Source organism: Laceyella sacchari, from assembly GCF_024927925.1.
Lineage (GTDB): Bacteria > Bacillota > Bacilli > Thermoactinomycetales > Thermoactinomycetaceae > Laceyella > Laceyella sacchari.
In genome coordinates this window covers 1-20,733 of sequence record NZ_CP103866.1, presented here as the reverse complement: position 1 = coordinate 20,733, position 20,733 = coordinate 1, and the positions used below count along the sequence as shown (strand labels likewise).

The 20,733-nt window shown below is 48.7% G+C and carries 16 protein-coding genes, 1 tRNA gene, 1 pseudogene and 1 other annotated feature; of the genes and pseudogenes, 4 read left to right on the top strand and 14 right to left on the bottom strand.

Translation table 11 applies throughout. The features are described from left to right. The first annotated feature begins 349 nt into the window (after positions 1–349). Together NYR52_RS00090 and cdiI are read left to right on the top strand one after the other, a co-directional pair. Positions 350–1,717, top strand: coding sequence for a CdiA family toxin C-terminal domain-containing protein (locus tag NYR52_RS00090; RefSeq protein ID WP_259436703.1), 1,368 nt, complete (start codon positions 350–352; stop codon positions 1,715–1,717). Positions 1,718–1,799: 82 nt separating this feature from the next. After that, complete coding sequence (gene cdiI, locus NYR52_RS00085; protein WP_102992376.1) at positions 1,800–2,201, top strand: ribonuclease toxin immunity protein CdiI; 402 nt, start codon at positions 1,800–1,802, stop codon at positions 2,199–2,201. A gap of 87 nt (positions 2,202–2,288) precedes the next feature. Here cdiI and NYR52_RS00080 read toward each other — a convergent pair. Continuing rightward, a pseudogene (locus tag NYR52_RS00080) lies at positions 2,289–3,130 on the bottom strand (IS5 family transposase). 222 nt (positions 3,131–3,352) lie between these two features. Between NYR52_RS00080 and NYR52_RS00075 the strand changes: the two are divergent. Next, complete coding sequence (locus NYR52_RS00075; RefSeq protein WP_259436057.1) at positions 3,353–3,793, top strand: hypothetical protein; 441 nt, start codon at positions 3,353–3,355, stop codon at positions 3,791–3,793. A 173-nt stretch (positions 3,794–3,966) separates the two neighbouring features. Here NYR52_RS00075 and NYR52_RS00070 read toward each other — a convergent pair. The 6 genes from NYR52_RS00070 to guaB form a co-directional block, all read right to left on the bottom strand. After that, positions 3,967–4,056, bottom strand: a tRNA-Ser gene (locus NYR52_RS00070). Positions 4,057–4,170: 114 nt separating this feature from the next. Next, a complete protein-coding gene (gene serS / locus NYR52_RS00065) occupies positions 4,171–5,451 on the bottom strand; it encodes a serine--tRNA ligase (RefSeq protein ID WP_259436056.1) in 1,281 nt (426 codons plus the stop codon). Positions 5,452–5,495: 44 nt separating this feature from the next. Next, positions 5,496–5,724: a binding site (T-box leader), on the bottom strand. 32 nt (positions 5,725–5,756) lie between these two features. Further along, positions 5,757–6,347 (bottom strand): pyridoxal 5'-phosphate synthase glutaminase subunit PdxT, encoded by a 591-nt coding sequence (pdxT, locus tag NYR52_RS00060; RefSeq protein WP_259436055.1) that lies wholly within the window; start codon positions 6,345–6,347, stop codon positions 5,757–5,759. 14 nt (positions 6,348–6,361) lie between these two features. After that, positions 6,362–7,252 (bottom strand): pyridoxal 5'-phosphate synthase lyase subunit PdxS, encoded by an 891-nt coding sequence (gene pdxS / locus NYR52_RS00055; protein ID WP_022737269.1) that lies wholly within the window; start codon positions 7,250–7,252, stop codon positions 6,362–6,364. A 96-nt stretch (positions 7,253–7,348) separates the two neighbouring features. Beyond that, positions 7,349–8,590, bottom strand: coding sequence for a D-alanyl-D-alanine carboxypeptidase family protein (locus tag NYR52_RS00050; protein ID WP_132221878.1), 1,242 nt, complete (start codon positions 8,588–8,590; stop codon positions 7,349–7,351). A 286-nt stretch (positions 8,591–8,876) separates the two neighbouring features. Then, entirely contained in the window at positions 8,877–10,334 is a 1,458-nt protein-coding gene (guaB, locus tag NYR52_RS00045) for an IMP dehydrogenase (protein ID WP_132221876.1), read from the bottom strand. 397 nt (positions 10,335–10,731) lie between these two features. Here guaB and NYR52_RS00040 point away from each other — a divergent pair, with 397 nt between their 5' ends. Further along, positions 10,732–11,796 carry a YaaC family protein gene (locus NYR52_RS00040; protein ID WP_259436054.1) on the top strand — a complete coding sequence of 355 codons (1,065 nt, stop codon included), beginning with the start codon at positions 10,732–10,734 and terminating at the stop codon, positions 11,794–11,796. A 15-nt stretch (positions 11,797–11,811) separates the two neighbouring features. Here NYR52_RS00040 and gyrA read toward each other — a convergent pair whose 3' ends face one another. The 7 genes from gyrA to dnaA all read right to left on the bottom strand — a co-directional run bounded on the left by gyrA (position 11,812) and on the right by dnaA (position 20,733). After that, positions 11,812–14,274 carry a DNA gyrase subunit A gene (gene gyrA, locus NYR52_RS00035; RefSeq protein WP_132221872.1) on the bottom strand — a complete coding sequence of 821 codons (2,463 nt, stop codon included), beginning with the start codon at positions 14,272–14,274 and terminating at the stop codon, positions 11,812–11,814. 31 nt (positions 14,275–14,305) lie between these two features. Next, a complete protein-coding gene (gyrB, locus tag NYR52_RS00030) occupies positions 14,306–16,219 on the bottom strand; it encodes a DNA topoisomerase (ATP-hydrolyzing) subunit B (RefSeq protein WP_132221870.1) in 1,914 nt (637 codons plus the stop codon). Positions 16,220–16,269: 50 nt separating this feature from the next. Beyond that, entirely contained in the window at positions 16,270–16,524 is a 255-nt protein-coding gene (gene remB, locus NYR52_RS00025; protein ID WP_022737275.1) for an extracellular matrix regulator RemB, read from the bottom strand. Position 16,525: 1 nt separating this feature from the next. After that, positions 16,526–17,647 (bottom strand): DNA replication/repair protein RecF, encoded by a 1,122-nt coding sequence (recF, locus tag NYR52_RS00020; protein ID WP_259436053.1) that lies wholly within the window; start codon positions 17,645–17,647, stop codon positions 16,526–16,528. Between the two features lie 14 nt (positions 17,648–17,661). Beyond that, positions 17,662–17,877, bottom strand: coding sequence for a S4 domain-containing protein YaaA (gene yaaA / locus NYR52_RS00015; RefSeq protein WP_022737277.1), 216 nt, complete (start codon positions 17,875–17,877; stop codon positions 17,662–17,664). A 23-nt stretch (positions 17,878–17,900) separates the two neighbouring features. Then, the gene (gene dnaN, locus NYR52_RS00010) at positions 17,901–19,034 is read right to left on the bottom strand and encodes a DNA polymerase III subunit beta (RefSeq protein ID WP_132221868.1); all 1,134 of its coding nucleotides are present in this window, start codon (positions 19,032–19,034) and stop codon (positions 17,901–17,903) included. Between the two features lie 349 nt (positions 19,035–19,383). Beyond that, positions 19,384–20,733: a chromosomal replication initiator protein DnaA gene (gene dnaA / locus NYR52_RS00005; protein ID WP_029071952.1), complete on the bottom strand. Its 1,350-nt coding sequence runs from the start codon at positions 20,731–20,733 to the stop codon at positions 19,384–19,386.

Genomic DNA, 20,733 nt, shown 5'->3' with positions numbered 1-20,733 from the left:
GAAACACTTTTTTGAAACAGGAAAACTTACTGAAGATCAAGAGTGGGAATAAATAGAGATAAAAATACCAATTACCTTCCTCAAACCTAATAGAGTATGAATATGTCGTCACCATAGAGGTGGCCTTAACATCACAATATTTCAAGCGAAGCAGGGGATTATGATGATTTTTGCCACGTGATGGGGACTTCTTTCAAAAAGGTACGCATCAGTAAGTAGTTAAGGTTTAGCAATGTGGGTATATATCATTGTACTTGCCTGTGGATTGGGTCTTGTCATCTTGTTAAACCAGATAATGATTTTTCCAGAAGTGAAGGTAGTTTAAGATGAAGGAGGAATATTATTGTTTATGGGAAAGTGGAAGATATCTACTATTCTATTAATACTATTAATCATACATTTGAATATCCCCCATTTAGCATTAGCACAGACTCATACATGGTTGGGCACAAAATCAGAGAAGATATTGCTTGCAGAAGGCATTGAAATACCAAGCATTCCGAGTAATGACCCGATTGAGATACCGAAAGTGGAGATACCGAGTGACCCGATTGAAATACCGAAAGTGAAGATACCGGAAAATAAGATTGAGGTACCGAAGGCGGAGATTCCTAAAGCCCCGGTGCAAGAATCGACCGGCTTTATTGATCAACTGCTAAAATGGTTGCAACAGCAGTTATCCTTGATTTTGGCGCTGCTGTGTCTGGGGCTGGGTCTGTTTTTTCTAAGTTCCAACCCCCTTGTGGGTATTTCGATCGTGATGGGAATGGCGGTTGGTGGATTTGGAGCTTGGATGGCTGATAAGGATGTTTCCGGTATTGCGCAAGAGGCGTTGATTGGTGCAATAGCTGGTTTGGTCGGATTGGGGGCCGGAGCGCTCGCATTTCGATTGATCGGGGGGAGAATTGCAACACTGGCTCCTCCGTGGCTAGGAAAATGGCTTCCGTTCGTTGGCTCAGGTGGTATGGCAGGAGTGGCGGACAGTGCATCTTTTGATTATATGCGTGATGGGAAGGTGGATTGGAAAAAAGCAGGGCTTGTTGGATTATTAGGTGTCGCGATCGGTTTTGCTTGTATGGGGGTTGCTCAATACGGAGGCAAACTCGTTGCTCCTACCATTGTGTCCAAAATCAATGATATTCCATTAACGGCCGTTTCAGTTTTTAAGGACGGGACGACTTTTCCAAAGACTGTTGGGGATACACCGTTTGGTGTTTGGTTACAGAAGTTTGCTTCGAATGGTAACAATAATACAGTAAAATTCAAAAGTGGATTTGATACTCACTTTACCGTTGGAGAAGGAATAGGGAAAGGGAAAAAAGGGGTTGTCGGAGGACATAATATGCATGACTTCTATAAAACATTGGAAACAACAGGTATGGATCCGAGCGATTTAATAATTAATAAAAAGCAACATCCAACTTTTCCCGGTTTGTATCAGATAGAATACAAGCTTCCGGCACTAACCTACGGAAAAGATGGAAAATTGATTCCCTCTGGTCAATATAAATTAATACCAGTACCTAAAACTGTGTATGACCCAACCGTTTATTCTGATGCTCAAATGATTCAATGGGGAAAAGAGGCGATGGAAGAAGGCATTAAAATGAAAAGGATTGAAGGGAGAGAGATTACAGGATTTAGTAAAAATGGAATGAAATTTAGGGGTTTTATTAACAATCAAAGGGAAGTTACAAATTTTTTTCCCACGTTTTAAAAATAGCTAAACACAATCTTGTGTTGGAGTATAAAAATTATTAATTATAAATATTTGGATGTTATTTCGGAGGGTAAACTTTATGTTCAGTTATGAAGATGACGGATACCAAAAAAAATTAAAGACTATAGAAGAGAAGCGGAAGTTTATCGAATATTATTTTTGGCACATAGAAGATACAAATTTCGTTAGGTCATTGAATAGATTTAAAGAAAAAAAAGGGTTTGGAACAGAGTATGTCAGAATTCTATTTCATGCAGATTTTGATGGATGGGAAGAATATATGTGCAATGAAGGTGAAGTAGCTCTTATCATGGATTATCCTGCAGCAGAAGAAGATATGATAGGTTATTTGGATTTTGAACAATTTTATATATTTCTTTTGGAATATAGTGAAAAATATATTGAAAAATATCCAGAACAAGAAGTAGAGGTTGGTAAATTATTAAGAGAAATTAAGGATAGCTTTAATATAGGCAAGTGACGTTCATTTAACATCATATTAATTCTCCGGATCGAGGGCCAAGTACAACACTGGCTCATCCATGGCTAGGGCGTGTCTGGTGAATGATTAATTGAGCCACATGATCAAGGAAATCAAGGTAATGGCAGCACAAAAATAAACCGCCCGTTTTTCATAACGAGTGGCGAAGCCACGCCATTGCTTCAGGCGGTTAATACAGCGTTCAATCACGTTTCGGCGTGAATATTGTTCTTTGTTGAAGGTCAGAGGACGTCCCGGCTTTTTTGCCCGACGCTCCGCCTGATCTCTGCGTTCGGGGATGGTATGGGAAATCCCACGTTTTTGAAGAAATCGACGACAAGACGGATAACTGTAGCCGCGATCGGCAATCAGATGATCCGGCCTCTTGCGAGGCCTTCCTTTTCCCAAACAGGGAACGGAAATGGAATCGAGTAATGCTTGTAATTGGGTACAGTCATGCTGTTGACCGGGAGTAATTGTAAAAGCAAGCGGTCGACCTTTTCCGTCACAAGCAAGATGGATTTTGGTCGTCAGACCTCCGCGGCTTCGTCCGAGTGCCTCATTCTGGAAGCGAGGGTTCCCCTTTTTTCGGCGCGCCTGCGGCGTGCTGATGAGCTCGGACAATCGTGCTGTCAACGAAAACAACCCAATCGACATCGGAAACGGCGTGGGAGTAAGTCTGAACATGCTTAAGCAAGCGATCCCACGTCCCATCCTTTTGCCAACGTGTAAAACGATAGTAGCAAGTTTTCCAAGAACCATAACGTGCAGGCAGATCCCGCCAGGGAGCTCCCGTCCCAAACTTCCATAGGATTCCGTCCAAAATGGTTCGGTGGTCTTTCCACTGTCCGCCTCGTTTCCCATTCCGAAGGCAATAAAGGCTCGATCTTTTCCCAAGCCTCATCTGTAATCTCATAACGCCGTCTCATCATGATGTCTCCTTGCTTTTGTTGTTATGAACATTCTAACAGGAAAACATGATGGATTCACCAGACACGCCCTAGACCAAGGGTAAGTCGTGAGGTAGGGGAGGACGACACCAACTCCCCCCTCCCTAAGCATGGGGAGTTGTCAATATGGATTTGTATAGTGTAAATAAAATTATTATTTACTAAAAATATAAATGGGATGAATTATTGGAGTGATTTAAAGTGGCTTGGAGAGACGTTATCCTTAACAAAAGGGTTGATAAGCTTACACTAAAACAAGTACTGCTTGAGGTTTTTCAATCCAGTATTGAACAGTCGAAGATTGAAATAGATGAAATTAAAATTATTGGCAATATTACGGAAATGGCAGACATAGAAGAACATACACGATTAGTCTGTGAAGTCTCACTTTGTCAAAATGATGAGTTCATGTTCATGCTATCGATTAGTATTTTAGATGAACAATTATGGACTGAAAATGATATCGAGGTTGTCTCGAAAATTTGTTCAAAACTAGGTTGCAAGGCTTTAATTGAGAATGTTAATGAACTCGCTCCTAGTATTATGTTTCTTGTTCATCCCGATGGACGATATGAACATATTACGGTAGATCCTGATGCACTTGATGGTTTTCCTGTAGAGGATTCGTATTTTAAAGGTTGATAATACCGGGAGCCGTAAACGCAAATATGTTTGTTCTTGCGAACTTTATAACATATAAATAACCTCTCCTTTTCTTCACATCGTTGACCTAAGACCAAATCTAAAATATCAAAAAGGCAAAAACGCTATAAAAAAGCCGCCCCACCATGATGGTGGGACGGCTTTTCTTCATTTGGCGGAGAGGGTGGGATTCGAACCCACGGATGCCTCACGACATCGGCGGTTTTCAAGACCGCTGCCTTAAACCACTCGACCACCTCTCCATGATGGTGAAAGTGAGTTACAGATATTAATTATACAGATTTTTTTGCGATTGTCAAATGAAAAAACAAAGTGGTTCGGGAGCGGAGCCATCAGGGAATCCGCCCCCTAAACACTTATTTCCCCAAAATTTCCAATCCGCCCATGTACGGTTGCAACGCTTTGGGAATGCGGATGGTGCCGTCGGCCTGTTGGTGATTTTCAAGAATCGCAGCCACAGTGCGTCCCACCGCCAAGCCAGAGCCGTTGAGGGTGTGCGCAAACTCCGGCTTCGCTTTGGCATCGCGGCGGAAGCGAATGTTGGCGCGCCGTGCCTGGAAGTCGCCGCAGTTGCTGCAAGAGGAGATTTCACGGTATTGGCCGTTGCTTGGCATCCACACTTCCAAGTCATAGGTCTTGGTTGCGCTAAAGCCCATGTCGCCCGTGCACAAGGTGATGACACGATACGGAAGCTCCAGCCGTTGCAACACCGTTTCGGCATTGGCTACCATCTTCTCCAATTCATCATACGAGGACTCCGGTTGGACGATTTTGATCATCTCTACCTTGTTAAATTGGTGCAAACGAATCAAACCACGGGTGTCTCGGCCCGCCGAACCCGCCTCAGAACGGAAGCAGCTCGTATACGCGGTGTAGTATTTGGGCAGGTCATCGCCGTTCATGATCTCGCCTGCATGATAGTTAGTCACTGGCACTTCCGACGTCGGAATCAGGAAATAATCCTGATTATCGGCCAATTTGAAAGCATCCTCTTCAAACTTGGGCAGTTGCCCCGTTCCCGTCATGGCCTGCCGGTTGACGATATAAGGGGGAATCATCTCTGTGTACCCATGTTCGGTGGTGTGCAAGTCGAGCATGAAGTTGATCAAAGCTCGTTCTAGCCGTGCCCCCAACCCTTTGTAGAAAACAAACCGTGAACCAGCGACTTTGGCCGCCCGTTCAAAATCGAGGATGTCCAGCTCCTCCGCGATTTCCCAATGAGGCTTCACTTGATGATCCGTTTGCGGCACCTCACCCCAAGTGCGAACCACCACATTCTCTTCTTCCGAAGCACCCACTGGCACGCTCTCGTGTGGCAAGTTGGGCAGAGTCAAGAGCAAGCCTTCCAATCGCTCATCCAACTGGCGCAGTTCTTCGTCCAACTGCTTAATCTCGTCCCCCACGCGGCGCATCTCCAAAATTTGCTCTTGGGCGTCTTCTTTGTTCTTCTTTTTCTCCGCGATTAATTTGGAAACGACATTGCGCTGATTTTTCAACTGTTCAGTTTGCTGAATCAGTTCACGGCGGCGTTGGTCGAGATCGATAAACGCGTCTAATCCGGACAAGTCGCCCCCCCGCGTTTGCAATCGTTGTTTGACCTCTTCCAATTGGCCGCGCAACAATTTGATGTCTAACATCAAAACACCTCCTATCATGAATCAAAAAAAGGGCCTCCATCCACAAAAGGGACGGAAGGCCCGCGTTGCCACCCTTATTGACCCATAAGCGCACACGCTTACAAGTCCGCTCTAACGAGATATCGGCTCGCTCCGTCAGCACTTAGGCGGGACAATCCCGCGGTCGCACCTCGCTCTGAGGGTGGATTCGCTGGCGACCCGGGACGACTCCCACCAACCGTCGCCTCTCTAAGCCGGCATCCTCCAGCTACTATTCCTCTTCATTGCGGTTCGCATCATATAAAAATGTGTTGTTCTATTATATCCTATTTTGCCACATTTGTAATCATCGATTCGCGCACCATCTCAACAAAATAGGCGTGAAAACGGACATCATCCGTCAACTCAGGATGGAACGCCGCACAGAGCAATCGATCTTGTCTCGCCGCCACGATTTTGTCTTCGATGACCGACAGCACTTCCACACCCTCGCCCACTTTTTCTATATAGGGGGCACGGATAAAGACGGCTGGAAACACATCAGCCACGCCCTTGATCGCCAAGTCCGCTTCAAAGCTTTCACGCTGGCGTCCGAAGGCATTGCGCTTCACATCGATGTCCATCAAATCGAGATGGGGTTCATCAAGGTTCTCTACCCGTTTGGCGATCATGATCAATCCTGCACATGTGCCGAAAATGGGTTTCCCCTGCTCATGCAGTCGCATGATCGGCTCCCGCAATCCATATTGCCGCATCAGCTTGCCGATCGTGGTCGACTCGCCGCCTGGGATCACCAATCCGTCCAAGTCGGCCAGTTCATCGGCACGTTTGACCGCCACCACTTTCGCCCCGGCCAATTCAAGCAAGCGGATATGTTCCCGCACTGCTCCTTGCAAAGCGAGTACACCAATTTTCATCGTTACGAAACCTCCTACCAACCGCGTTCTTGCATCCGTTCAGCCGCGCTCAGTTTGGAGATTTCCAGACCGGTCATCGGTTCTCCCAAACCTTTGGACACTTCTGCGATTAACTCGAAGTCTTCATAATGGGTGGTCGCCTGCACAATAGCTTTCGCGTATTTCTCCGGATTCTCCGATTTGAAGATACCGGAACCGACAAAGACGCCATCTGCGCCCAGTTGCATCATCAACGCTGCGTCGGCCGGAGTTGCCACCCCACCGGCTGCGAAGTTAACCACAGGCAGACGGCCGGTCTCGTGAATTTGCAACAGCAATTCAAACGGCGCACCCAATTGCTTAGCTTCTGCCATCAACTCATCACGAGACATGCTTTTCACTTTGCGGATCTGGCTTTGCATCATACGCATATGGCGAACCGCTTCCACGATATTCCCTGTGCCTGGTTCTCCTTTGGTGCGGATCATGGAAGCCCCTTCACCAATACGGCGCAAAGCTTCACCCAAGTCGCGCGCCCCGCAGACAAAAGGCACCGTGAATTGCGATTTGTCGATGTGGTACAAGTCATCTGCAGGTGTAAGCACTTCACTTTCGTCAATGTAGTCTACACCCATCGCTTCCAACAGGCGCGCTTCCACGAAATGCCCAATCCGCGCCTTCGCCATGACGGGAATGGTTACCGCATTCATCACTTCTTCGATGATCGTTGGATCCGCCATGCGAGCCACCCCGCCGGCCGCACGGATATCTGAAGGAACGCGCTCCAGCGCCATAACTGCCACAGCGCCGGCTTGTTCCGCTATTTTCGCTTGCTCCGCGTTGACGACGTCCATAATTACGCCGCCTTTTTGCATTTCGGCCATGCCGCGTTTTACCCGATCAGTTCCTGTCTGGCGAGTTGTCATCTTTGTTGCCCCCTATAGCCTTATCAAAATGGTCGAGAGGTGATCTGCCTTTCCTCTCTCATTTATTATAAAGAATTATGGCCATTTGAAAACAACCTAGTTAAACCAGCCCTTGATCGTATCTCCTGCTTTGCGGAAAAACAGGCGGAACTCACTAGCTTGTTCCACTGGTGCAGCGGCGACCATTTGGATTGGTGCTACCCCTTTGACAGGCTGATTTTTGTAAAGCAATCTCGCCTCGCCAACCACATCCCCTTTGTTGAGTGGGGCTTGGACACCCTTTTTAAATGTCACTTGGATGGTGTAATTTTCCTCTTCACCAATACGAGCAGGGATCACCAGCTTGTCATTGGCAACCACGGGAACAGTCCGTTCCACCCCATTAGGAAGGGCGAGCGTTTCTTTGCCCTGAATCTTGCCATTCTTGGCGATCCATTCCTTTGGTTGGAAGGAGCCAAAGCCATAATCAAACAGTTTTTTAGTCTCCGCAAAACGTGCATGTTCGTTGCTGGTACCCATCACAACCGAAATCAACCGGTAACCACTTTGTTCGGCCGTCCCGGTGAAGCAATATCCGGCACGATTGGTATGTCCTGTCTTCAATCCGTCGACGCCTTCATAAAATTGGTTGAACCCGGGCAGCATTTTGTTCCAGTTTGGTTTTTTCAGAGCGTGATCCGTGCCTTCAAAGAACGTGGCCTCTGTCATGGCGGTGGTTTGCAACACTTCCGGATAGGTGCGGATCAATTCTCTCGCCAAAATGGCCGAATCTCGGGCTGACATCACATGGTCACCAGGCACTTGAGGTGGATCAGGATACAAATGCAAGTCCAAACCAGACGCGCAGCGATAATGCGTATGTACCATGCCTAAAGCCTGCGCTTTTTGATTCATGAGCTCCACGAAACCTTCTTCCGTCCCTCCCACATGTTCCGAAAGGGCCACAGTCGCATCATTGGCAGAGTAGACCAACATCGCCGTGAACAACTCTTTTACCGTCACCTTTTGGCCTGCTTTAAGAAATATCTGGGCTTCTTCAATGTTGGCAGCTCGTTGGCTGACGGTAACCACATCTTCCCACTTCAGTTTGCCTTCGTTGATTTTATCCAACACAACAAAAGCCGACATCATCTTGGTCATGCTGGCTGGCGCCCTCTCTTCATCCGCCTTAAACTCCCCCAGAACGGCGCCCGAGTCAAAATCCAGCAAAATATATGACTTCGCTTTGATATCCGGGGTCAATTCTTCCGCCGACACTGCGATCGGCGAGAAGAAAAGGGCGGATATGGACAGCAAAACAAAAAGCGCGATCATTCGCGCGATGCGCATGGATTTCATTTTTTGTCCTCCCACCCAAAATTATTTTAAAACAAGCGTGCCGATCCGCCATATTTAAGTTGAAAATGGAAAGCTGAATGATGGACCAAGGCTTTGCAGTTTGTATTAGGAACCCACGATCCGTCGTTCAGCATCCCTTTCCATTTCATGACTGATCGACTCACTAAATTTATAAATTAACAGTTATGTTCAAAAAGGACGATAATCTGATATTAAATATATCAAAAAAGGAGAGCAAAAAGAAATGAACAAGCAGAAAAGTTCTGCTTGTTCACAAAAACGCCGTTTATACGTGGTAGTTTGGCGCTTCTTTGGTGATTTGTACATCATGCGGATGGCTTTCGCGCAAGGAAGCTGAAGTGATGCGGATAAACTGGCTTTTCTCCTTCAGATCAACCAGCGTGGCAGCACCGCAATATCCCATACCAGCCCGGATTCCCCCGACCAATTGATAGACTGTATCAGCCAATGGCCCTTTGTATGGCACACGTCCCTCAATGCCCTCAGGCACCAGCTTTTGCTCGTTTTCTTGGAAATAGCGATCCTTGCTTCCCGCTTGCATTGCACCGATGGAGCCCATGCCGCGATACACTTTGAAGCGGCGTCCTTGGAAGATTTCCGTTTCTCCTGGAGATTCCTCCGTACCGGCAAACAAACTACCCAACATCACCGCATCAGCACCTGCGGCCAACGCTTTGACGATGTCCCCAGAATAACGGATTCCGCCATCAGCGATAATCGGAACGCCATACTGACGGGCTACGTTGGCACAATCATAGATTGCGGTCACTTGAGGCACGCCGATTCCCGCAACCACACGAGTGGTGCAGATCGATCCTGGGCCGATACCTACTTTCACCACACTGGCACCCGCTTCGATCAAGTCGCGCGTACCTTCGCCAGTAGCCACGTTTCCAGCGACGATAACAAGATCGGGGTATTGCGCTCTCAAAGTGCGAACCGTTTCCAACACACCTGCAGAATGGCCATGAGCTGTATCTACCACGATCAAGTCCACTTCCGCTTCTACCAATGCGGCAACACGACGCATGGTATCTTTGGACACGCCAACCGCTGCCCCAACCAACAGGCGCCCTTGGCTGTCTTTGGCTGAATTGGGGAAGAGGGTTGCCTTTTCAATATCCTTAATCGTAATAAGCCCTTTAAGGATGCCCTGATGGTCAACCAACGGCAATTTTTCAATCTTATGTTGTTGCAAAATCACTTCCGCTTCAGCAAGTGTTGTCCCCACGGGCGCGGTGACTAGATTTTCTTTCGTCATCACTTCAGAAATGGGGGTGGAAAAATTACGCACAAACCGCAGGTCACGGTTAGTGAGGATCCCAACCAATTTACGTTGTTCATCGACGATCGGCACGCCCGAAATGCGATATTTGGCCATCAATTCTTCCGCTTCATGCACTTTATGTTCAGGCGTTAAATAAAAGGGGTTGGTAATCACTCCGCTTTCGGAACGTTTAACCCGATCCACTTCTTCCGCCTGCTCTTCAACTTTCATGTTTTTATGAATGATTCCGATTCCACCTTGTCGCGCCATGGCAATGGCCATCGCTGACTCGGTGACGGTATCCATCCCCGCACTGATCAAAGGTATGTTCAACTGTACCTTGTCCGCCAGCTTGGTGGCCACACTGACATCGCGCGGCAAAACTTCAGACTTGGCCGGAACTAACAACACATCGTCAAATGTGAATCCTTCTTTGGCAAATTTCTCTTCCCACATACCTCACTATCCCCTTTGGCCCTGAGTTTTTTTTGCAAGTTTAACAAGCCTTACACAATACTGTCAAGAATTCGCCCGACAAACATTGGTTTTCCACGAGCTTCCCGAAGTTATCCACAGGAACTGTGCATAACTATGGCGATATTGTGGATAACTTGTGGGATACTTGTTTTTTTATTTCCAAGGAAATAATTACAGTTCAGTGATCTTCTTGTGAAGTAGTATATCCACTTTGCCATAAGTCATTGGCTTCCTATGTCCGCTGTTTCGCTTTCTAAAGGGCGAACCCTCGTGCTTCAGCTTTCGCATCCGGCCACACTTTGACTCAGTTATAGCATGCAACTTTTTTTCTTACAATAAGCGTAGCTAAAGCCCATGACAGGGAGGTGACATGCACATGGACATTCAGTCAATCAAACTCATCCGCACTGAAAATCCCGACCGTTGGTTGTGGTCTGCCTTCATGCCCTTTCAAAACGAAGAAACGGCTCGCCGCTATCTGATGGACGTTTATTCCCGCGCACAGGCAGAGCATCCCGGCCGTCTGGCCTACCGCAATGTACCCGCCTTCACCTCATACATGAACCAGGCCGTTGCCCTGATCCAAGACAGTGGGCGTAGTAATCAGCCTTGGTCTCGCCCCATCCTGCTTTATTATGGCATGATGAGCATGTTCAAAGCGTGGCTCTTGGCCCGCATGCCTGATTACCCCCAAAACGCCACGGTTTTGCGCCATGGCCTGTCCACCCGCAAAAGAAAGCGGAGCGGTTTTCGCTTTGTTGAAGATGACATTCGGATTCAACGGGAAGGACTATTCCCTCTCGTCGCGGAAGCACTTCATCTCCCTATACAAACGGGCGAAAGTTTTACGGCCAAAGACCTGTTTGGTTTTATTGCGGAATTGCAACCAACCTACCGGTTCCTTTTTGGACAGGAAAGCTTAATTCCTGTGTTTTTTTCACATTCTGGCGATGACATCCTCCTACATATCCCCGAACGGGTACAGGATTCCTTTCATTGCTCTGCGGAGCGCCTTGCGGACAAATTGAACCGCGTGGGTTCCATCCCCTTTTCCGCAGTGGAATCCGGTAAAACTGCCGGTCATCTGACACTGCGGGTAACGATTGACCCAAGCTCCCCCACCCTTTGTACTGCGGAATCCGTCTGGCTGAATATCCAGCATCCTTGGTTTTATGAAGACAAAAAGGGCGACCATTACCTATGGTTAGGAAATGGCCGCCCTCTCGCTCCGATCCCAGAGCTTTTGGCTCACCTGATGTTGCTCTTTTCTCTTAGCATGTTGTGTCGGTATGATCCGCCGTTATGGGGAGAAATCATGTTGGACAACCAACATGCCGAGCAAATCCTCATCAATGAATTGCTTGATTTAGTTCCACGGAAATTCCCGCAGCTGATGCTAGCTATCTTCACCGGGGAGAAAGCCGTCTTACGTGTCGAGTGAGGGATCACACCCTGCTCACTCTTCGGTCGGCACAGAGGCGGCTTCCAACTCGCCATCATCATCATCGGTGTTCACTTTGGCTACCGCTGCCACTTCATCATCATCCAGCTTAATCAGTCTCACGCCTTGTGCATAGCGACCCATGATAGAGATCTCGTTCACATTGAGGCGAATCACAATGCCGGACTGGGTGACAATCATGAGATCCTCATCGTCGGAAACCACTTTGTGTCCGATGACATCCCCTTTTTTCTCTGTCAAGCTGAGTGTTTTGATACCTTTGCCACCACGGGATTGCACACGGTATTCTTCCATCGGTGTGCGCTTACCATAGCCGTTGCGAGTAACGATCATCACGTTTTTGTCCGGGATGACGATATCCATATCAATGACCCGGTCGTCTTCACCTAAGGTGATCCCTTTCACCCCGGTGGCGGAACGTCCCATTTCCCGCACTTCCATCTCAGGGAAACGGATAGACATACCGCCTCTGGTTCCCATGATGACTTCCTGATTCCCGTCAGTCAAACGGACACCAATCAATTCGTCGCCGTCGCGCAGATTGATCGCGAACAAGCCATTGCGGCGAATGTTTTCAAATTCGCTGAGAGCGGTCTTCTTGACCACCCCTTCTGCGGTGCCGAAGAAGAGATACTGATTGGCGGCGAATTCTTTTACTGGAATGATCGCTTGAATCCGCTCATCCTGATCGATTTGGATCAGGTTGATGATCGCCGTGCCTTTGGCTGTCCGTCCTAATTCAGGCACTTCGTAAGCTTTCAAGCGATACACTTTCCCTTTGTTGGAAAAGAAAAGGAGATGATTGTGGGAATGGGTGACAAAGATGTGTTGGACAAAGTCGTCATCCCGTGTCCCCATGCCGGTGATCCCTTTGCCACCGCGGCGCTGAGCCCGATAGGTGGAAAGCGGCATCCGCTTGATGTATCCCCGATGGGTCATCATAATCGCCACTTCATCTTCCGGAATGAGATCCTCTTCTTCGATGTTGTCCACGTCCACCTTGATCATGGTGCGACGCTCATCCCCGTAAGTTTCCTTGATTTCGATGATTTCTTTGCGCAGAACCCCACGGATTTTGCCTTCATCGGCCAAGATGGCCTTCAACTCCGCGATCAGCTTCTGCAATTCCTGGTATTCGCTTTCGATTTTTTCACGTTCCAAACCGGTCAACCGGTGCAAACGCATATCCAAGATCGCTTGCGCTTGTTTCTCGCTCAAGCCAAATGTTTCCATCAAGCCGGTGCGAGCTTCAGCCGTATTGGCGGACGACCGGATCAGAGCGATGACCGCATCGATCTGGTCAAGCGCAATCCGCAATCCTTCTAAGATGTGGGCCCGTTCTTCCGCCTTATTGAGTTCAAATTTCGTGCGTCTGCGAATAACTTCAACCTGATGCAAAATGTAGTAATGCAATACTTCCTTCAGATTGAGCACGCGCGGCTGGCCATCGACAAGAGCCAGGGTGTTTACGCCGAAGCTCGTTTGTAAGCTGGTATGCTTAAAGAGGTTGTTGAGAACCACCCGCGGATTCACGTCACGGCGTAATTCCACCACCACGCGCATCCCGTTACGGTCAGACTCATCGCGCAAATCGGTGATGCCCTCAATTTTTTTGTCGCGCACCAAATCGGCGATTTTCTCAACCAGTTTAGCTTTGTTGACTTGATACGGCAGTTCTTCAATAATGATCCGCATCTTGCCGTTGCCGGCTTCTTCAATGCGCGTCTTGGCCCGGATCTGAATACTGCCACGACCCGTGCGGTATGCCTTTCTTATGCCATCGTAACCAAGGATGATGCCCCCGGTCGGGAAGTCAGGACCTTTGATGATCTTCATCAAGTCGTCCACGGTGGCTTCTGGATTTTCTAGGAGCAGCAAAATCCCGTCAATCACTTCCCGCAGGTTATGGGGAGGAATATTGGTTGCCATCCCCACGGCAATCCCCGATGCTCCGTTCACAATCAAGTTGGGAAACCGCGACGGCAACACAAGCGGTTCTTCTTGCTGTCCGTCATAGTTGGGCCCGAAATCAATGGTGTCTTTCTGAATGTCCCGTAGCATTTCCATGGTGATCGGGGCCATTCTGGCCTCGGTGTAACGCATGGCCGCCGGGGGGTCGCCATCGATCGACCCGAAGTTCCCATGCCCGTCAACGAGCGGATAACGGTATGAAAAGTCTTGGGCCATCCGCACCATCGCATCATACACCGCCACATCTCCGTGAGGGTGGTATTGCGCAGTTACGTTACCGGTGACACGGGACGATTTTTTGTACGGCTTGTCAGGGGTCATTCCCAACTCATACAGCGTGTAAAGAATTCGCCGATGCACAGGCTTTAATCCGTCACGCACATCGGGAAGAGCACGGCTGACAATGACGCTCATCGCATAATCCAGGAACGAAGTTTTCATTTCCTGGCTGATATTTACTTTCTGTATCCTTTGCATATCTGCCATCTTTTCATCTCCCCGTTACTTACCCACTGCTCTATACATCGAGATTCGCCTGATTCGCGTATTCCTGGATGAACTCGCGCCGCGGTTCAACCCGGTCGCCCATCAGCATCTCAAATACCGAATCTGAATCGATCGCATCTTGGAGGGACACTTGCAACAATGTTCTTGATTCCGGGTCCATCGTCGTTTCCCACAGCTGGGTTGCGTTCATTTCGCCTAACCCTTTGTACCGCTGGATTTCGATCTTCCCGTTCTTTCCTTCAATTTCCTTGAGAATTTCTTCTTTCATCCGGTCATTATACGCGTAACGAATCGTTTTACCTTGCGTGATTTTATATAATGGCGGCTGTGCGATGTACACGTAGCCGTGTTCGATTAACGGGCGCATGTAGCGGTAGAAGAATGTCAACAAAAGGGTACGGATGTGCGCCCCGTCGACATCGGCGTCCGTCATGATGACGATTTTATGATAGCGCGCTTTTTCGATATTGAAGTCGTCGCCAATCCCCGTTCCCAAAGCGGTGATAATGGTGCGGATCTCTTCGTTGGACAAGGCTTTGTCAAGCCGAGCCTTCTCTACGTTGAGCACCTTCCCCCTCAGGGGCAAAATCGCTTGGAACATCCGGTCACGCCCTTGTTTTGCGGTTCCTCCCGCAGAATCCCCCTCCACGATGAACAATTCGCTTTCAGCGGCGTTCCGCGAGGTACAGTCAGCCAATTTCCCTGGCAATGAGCTTACTTCAAGGGCATTTTTCCGGCGGGTCAACTCGCGCGCTTTCCGGGCCGCTTCCCGGGCCCGTGCAGCCATGACCGCTTTGCCGATCACTTTCTTCGCCACCGCTGGATTCTCCTCCAGGTAGGTTTGGAAGTGTTCGGTAAACAGTTGCTCTGTCGCCGATCTTGCTTCACTGTTGCCCAATTTGGTTTTGGTCTGTCCTTCGAACTGCGGGTCAGCAATCTTGACACTGATGATTGCGGTCAAGCCTTCGCGCACGTCATCACCAGTTAAGTTGCTGTCGTTATCTTTCAGCAAGTTGTTACGGCGGGCATAATCGTTGATGACCCTTGTCAACGCCGATTTGAAACCGGCCTCGTGCGTTCCACCTTCATGAGTGTGGATATTGTTGGCGTAAGAGTAGATGTTGGAGGAGAAAGAATCATTGTATTGCATAGCAATCTCCACTTGAATCGACTCTTTCTCGCCTGAAATATAAATCGGTGGTTCGTGCAACACTTCCCGATTGCGGTTCAAGTGTTCAACATAAGATTGAATGCCGCCTTCATATTGGAAGACGACGTGTTTCCCTTCACCGCGTTTATCCTCCAACACAATTTTGATGCCCCGGTTTAAAAACGCCAATTCTCTAAGCCGGGACTGTAGCGTCTCAAAATCATAAACCGTCGTCTCGGTAAATATGGTGGGGTCTGGTTTAAATGTCACCGTTGTCCCGGTTTCTTCCGTTTCGCCGACGATTTGCAAGTCATGTTCCGGCACCCCACGCCGATATGACTGGCGATGGATTTTGCCTTCCCGCTTTACTTCAACTTGCAACCATTCGGACAGGGCGTTAACGACGGATACGCCCACCCCGTGCAACCCGCCGGAGAACTTATATCCTTCCCCGTCGAATTTCCCACCGGCATGTAATACGGTCAACACCACTTCTACAGCCGGGCGGCCCATTTTGGGATGAATCCCGACCGGAATACCGCTTCCGTTGTCAATGACGGTCACGCTGTTATCTTCGTTGACGATCACTTGGATCGTGTCGCAACGACCGGCCAACGCCTCGTCAATACTGTTGTCCACTACTTCCCATACCAAGTGGTGCAATCCGCGGCTTGATGTCGAACCGATGTACATCCCGGGACGTCTCCGAACAGCTTCTAAACCTTCAAGTACCTGAATCTGTGTTTCATCATAATTGGTTTTATTTACGGACACGTTTGGTCACCTGCTTCCTTATCCAGAACTACTTGAAATCCAACCACAGGTCATTTCCACGGCTTCTGGCTCTGATCCGCCCTTTTTTTCAAGGTGGTTGATGAGATGGGCGAAGCGAACACGCGATCCTTGGTGATCACGTAGGACTTGACCTCATCTGGGGAAATGTGTTCCAGCCTCCCCGCTTTTTTGGCTAATTGTACAAAATGCGCCTCATTGGGCGCTTGTTCCGTCGCGCCTGCATCCAAGATGGCCACCACCTCCCGAATGCGTATCATGCGACTGCCTCCCAGGTGAATAAACACCTTATCCCCCCAGTTCTGTGATGCTCCCTTGCCGCACCTGATAAATGCGGGCCCGCGCAATCGTTTCGGGGTCAATCCCCTCTAAGCCGGTCGTGGTGACAAATGTTTGCACTTTCCCGCGAATCGCCTCTAGCAAATGCGTTTTGCGTGAATCATCAAGCTCTGACAACACATCATCTAATAATAAAATTGGATAATAGCCCGTTTCTTGGCGGATGAGTTCAATTTCAGCCAATTTCAGGGACAAGGCGGCGGTGCGCTGCTGTCCTTGAGAGCCGTACAAATGCAAATTTAATCCGTTTACAGACAAATAAAGGTCATCCCGATGCGGTCCGACCAGCGTGCTGCCGCGCATCAGTTCTTTATCCCTCTTCTGTTCCAATTCCTGTTTCAGTAGGTTACCCCATTCTTGTTCATCTTGCAAAGCGGATATCGGCAAGGAAGAGCGGTACTCCACCAGGAGTTCTTCTTGCTGGCGGGTGATCGCGCGGTGGATCTCTTTGGCCCATTCTTGCAAAGAGGCGAGGAACTGAAAGCGTTTTTTCCACAATTGAACGGAGATGTGGATAAACTGTTCATCCAACACCTCCAGCAACGAAAACTGAGCGTTTCTTTTTTGCGCCGACTGTTTCAACAAGCTATTGCGTTGTGTCAACAACTTGTTCAGTTGGGTCAGGTTGTGCACATAAGTGGGGCTGACTTGCCCGATCTCCATATCTAAAAAGCGCCGCCGAATTTGCGGGCTTCCTTTGACGATAGCGAGATCTTCTGGAGCAAAAAGGACAGCGGGCAACGTGCCGATGTATTGGCTCAGCTTTCGCTGTTCAATGCCGTTTCGAATCACTTTTTTCCCTTTTTCAGAAAGTTTTACTTCGAGGCGCACGCCCTGCTGTCCTCTTTTTACGCTCGCTTTGATGTTTGCATGATGTTGGCCAAACTGGATGAGATCCTTGTGTGAACGGGAACGGTGGGATTTCCCCAACGCCAAACAATACAATGATTCAAGCAGATTGGTCTTCCCTTGGGCGTTGGGGCCCACAAACAGATGAAGCTCTTCCGGACAGGAAAGAGAAACATCGCTTAAATTACGATAATGTTTGCATTCCAAGCTTTCTACACGCAAGCGGGGTTCCTCCCTTAGTCTTGAACCACTTGCACCGAACCAAAACCATCTACTGCCACAATATCTTGTGGATAAAGCTTTCTTCCCCTTCTCGTTTCCACTTCACCGTTCACTTTCACTTCAACATCCATGAGGAAGTGCTTGGCCTGTCCTCCACTGTCAATCATATCTAACATTTTAAGCAATTGGCCCAGTGTAATATAAGAGCCTTCTATGTGAATTTTTTTCAAAATGGCAAACCCTCCTATGCCCGTCACCGGGTGCGAATGGGAACGATCAAGTGCAAGGAATCCTCGCGGGCAGTGGGCAGGATGAGAAACGGCGTCATCGGTCCGGTGAATTGGATGCGAATCTCGTCGCTTTCTATCGAACGGAGGGCCTCCATCATATACCTCGCATTGAAAGAGATGCTCAGCTCTGGTCCATTCACTTTCGCGACCACTTCTTCCGTAACGCTTCCGATATCTTGAGCGGCGGAATTAACTTCTACTTTTCCGTCTCTTAACGTCCATTTTATCACATTATCCCGTCCATCCCGACTAATAAGCGACGCACGATCAACGGATTGTAACAATTCTTTGGTGGAAGAGATCAATTCCGTCTCCCCATGTTGCGGAATAACACGATTCGTGTCCGGATACATCCCTTCCAACAACCTGGAATAAAATTCCAATCCATCAGTTTTGGCAAGCAGTTGATTTTCAGCGACGATGATATCCACAACCCCGGTGTAATCGGCCAATGTTTTGGCAAGCTCTGACAGGCTTTTACCGGGAACGATCACATTGCTGAGCGAGATATCCTCGGAACCCTCCACGTTGGCCTGCTGCTTGGACAGGCGATGGCTATCTGTTGCCACACAGGTAAGAACGCCCCGCTCCAATTGAAACAGCACGCCTGTCAACACTCCGCGCGCTTCATTGGTTGCCACCGCAAATCCGGTTTGGCGGATCAAGGACTTCAACGTGTCTGCGGAAATGCTGAACATCTGGTCTGTGGATAAGTGCGGCAACCGCGGATATTCTACTGGATCAAATCCGTTCAAATGGAATTCGGCTGTTTCAGAGCGAATCGTTGCTTGGAATTTCTCATTGACCACCCATTCAACTTGATCGCCTGGGAGTTTGCGCACCAAATCGGCAAAAATGCGGCCGGGCAGAACGACACTACCCATTTTTTCCACAAATACTTGTTCTAAATCATCTTTCTTCTTGGGTACGCGTACTTGAATAGTGATATCGGAATTACTCCCCGTCAGAGCGAGTCCCTCTTCATCGGCTTGAATTTTCATCCCAGTCAAAATAGGAATGGTTGTCTTGGAAGATACCGCTTTGGATACTTGCGATACGGCATCAACCAGAGCTGTTTTGGCCACACGGAACTTCATCATTCATCCTCCTTGTATGTAAAAACAAAATAAAAAAGGAAAGGGGATTGAGTCATCAACAAGGTGCCTGTTTCATATATATCTTTTTTTAAAAACAGCAGTAATAGTACTAGGGCCTGTGGATAATGTGTATAAGTGGGTTAAACCTAGATGAACAGCCTATACACGGGTGTGGAAAAAGTGTGCATAGGCTGTCCCTAGTTGTCCACATCATTCACAGGGCTGTGCAAAAAGTGAAGACTTCCACTTTAAAATAGAAAGAGAAAAACGCCGTTCACAAGTTAGACAAAAAATTCGACATCGGGATTTCTATATAAGAAGAATAATTCCCTCAAGCGGGTTGCCAGGGTTATGATCTGCGTTTGATGCGGCTTGTCAACTCGTTGATCGCCTGTTCCAGCTGTGGGTCTTGAGTTAGGACGCGGCTGATCTTCTCATGGGCGTGAATCACTGTGGTGTGGTCGCGTCCACCAAAATCTTCCCCGATCTTGGGCAGGGAGTGGTCTGTCAATTCACGGCAGAGGTACATGGCGATTTGGCGCGGGAATGCGACCGACTTGGTTCGCTTCTTGCTTTTTAACTCTTCCACACGCAACCGGTAGTAATTGCACACTTCCTGCTGGATGTCTTGGATGCTGATTACCTTGGGGCGCGAATGCGGCATGATGTCTTTCAACGCTTCGGCTGCCAACTCCGGCGAAACCGGCTGGTTCATCAGCGCAGAGTAAGCGACGACCCGGATGAGTGCCCCTTCCAGCTCGCGAATGTTGGTATCGACGCGGTCGGCGATAAAGGCGAGGACTTCGCTCGGAACATCTAAATTATCAGCTATTGCCTTCTTGCGCAATATCGCAATCCGGGTTTCCAGATCAGGCGGCTGCACGTCGGTAATCAAGCCCCATTCAAAACGGGAACGCAGCCTATCTTCCAGCGTGGGGATCTCTTTGGGCGGTCGGTCGCTGGAAATGATGATTTGTTTGTTGGCTTCATGCAGGGCGTTGAACGTGTGAAAGAATTCTTCCTGTGTCTGTTCTTTTCCCGCTAGAAATTGAATATCGTCTATTAACAAGATATCCACGGAGCGATATTTGTTTCGAAATTGAATCGTCTTATTGTCCCGGATCGAATTGATAAATTCATTGGTGAATTTTTCGGACGAGATGTAGACGACACGGCTCGATGTTGAATGTCCCAGCACATAATGGCCGATGGCGTGCATCAAGTGGGTTTTTCCCAGACCGACGCCCCCATAGATGAAGAGCGGGTTGTAAGCTTTGGCTGGCGCTTCCGCCACCGCCAAGGAAGCGGCATGGGCGAAGCGGTTGCCGGACCCGATTACGAAGGTGTCAAACGTATAGCGCGGATTCAGTTGTGACTTGGCCGGGGCTTCTTCTTCCGGCGTTTCCGGAACGCGTTGTGCCGGGGCCTCGTCTTGATCGTCGTTTTTTTCGGCGGTGTGGCTGACAAATTTCACTCCGAGTGACGAGCCGGTTACTTCGCGCAAGGTGTCCCGCACGAGGTCGGCATACCGGGACTCCAGCCAATCGCGCGCAAAATCGTTCGGCGCGGACACAATGAGGATATCCGCCTCCAAATCGACGGCTTCCGTCGCCTTCAGCCAGGTTTCAAAACTGGGCTTGCTGATCTTGTCTTGTATAGCTTCAAGTGTTCTTGCCCATAATTCCTGTATGTGAGCCAC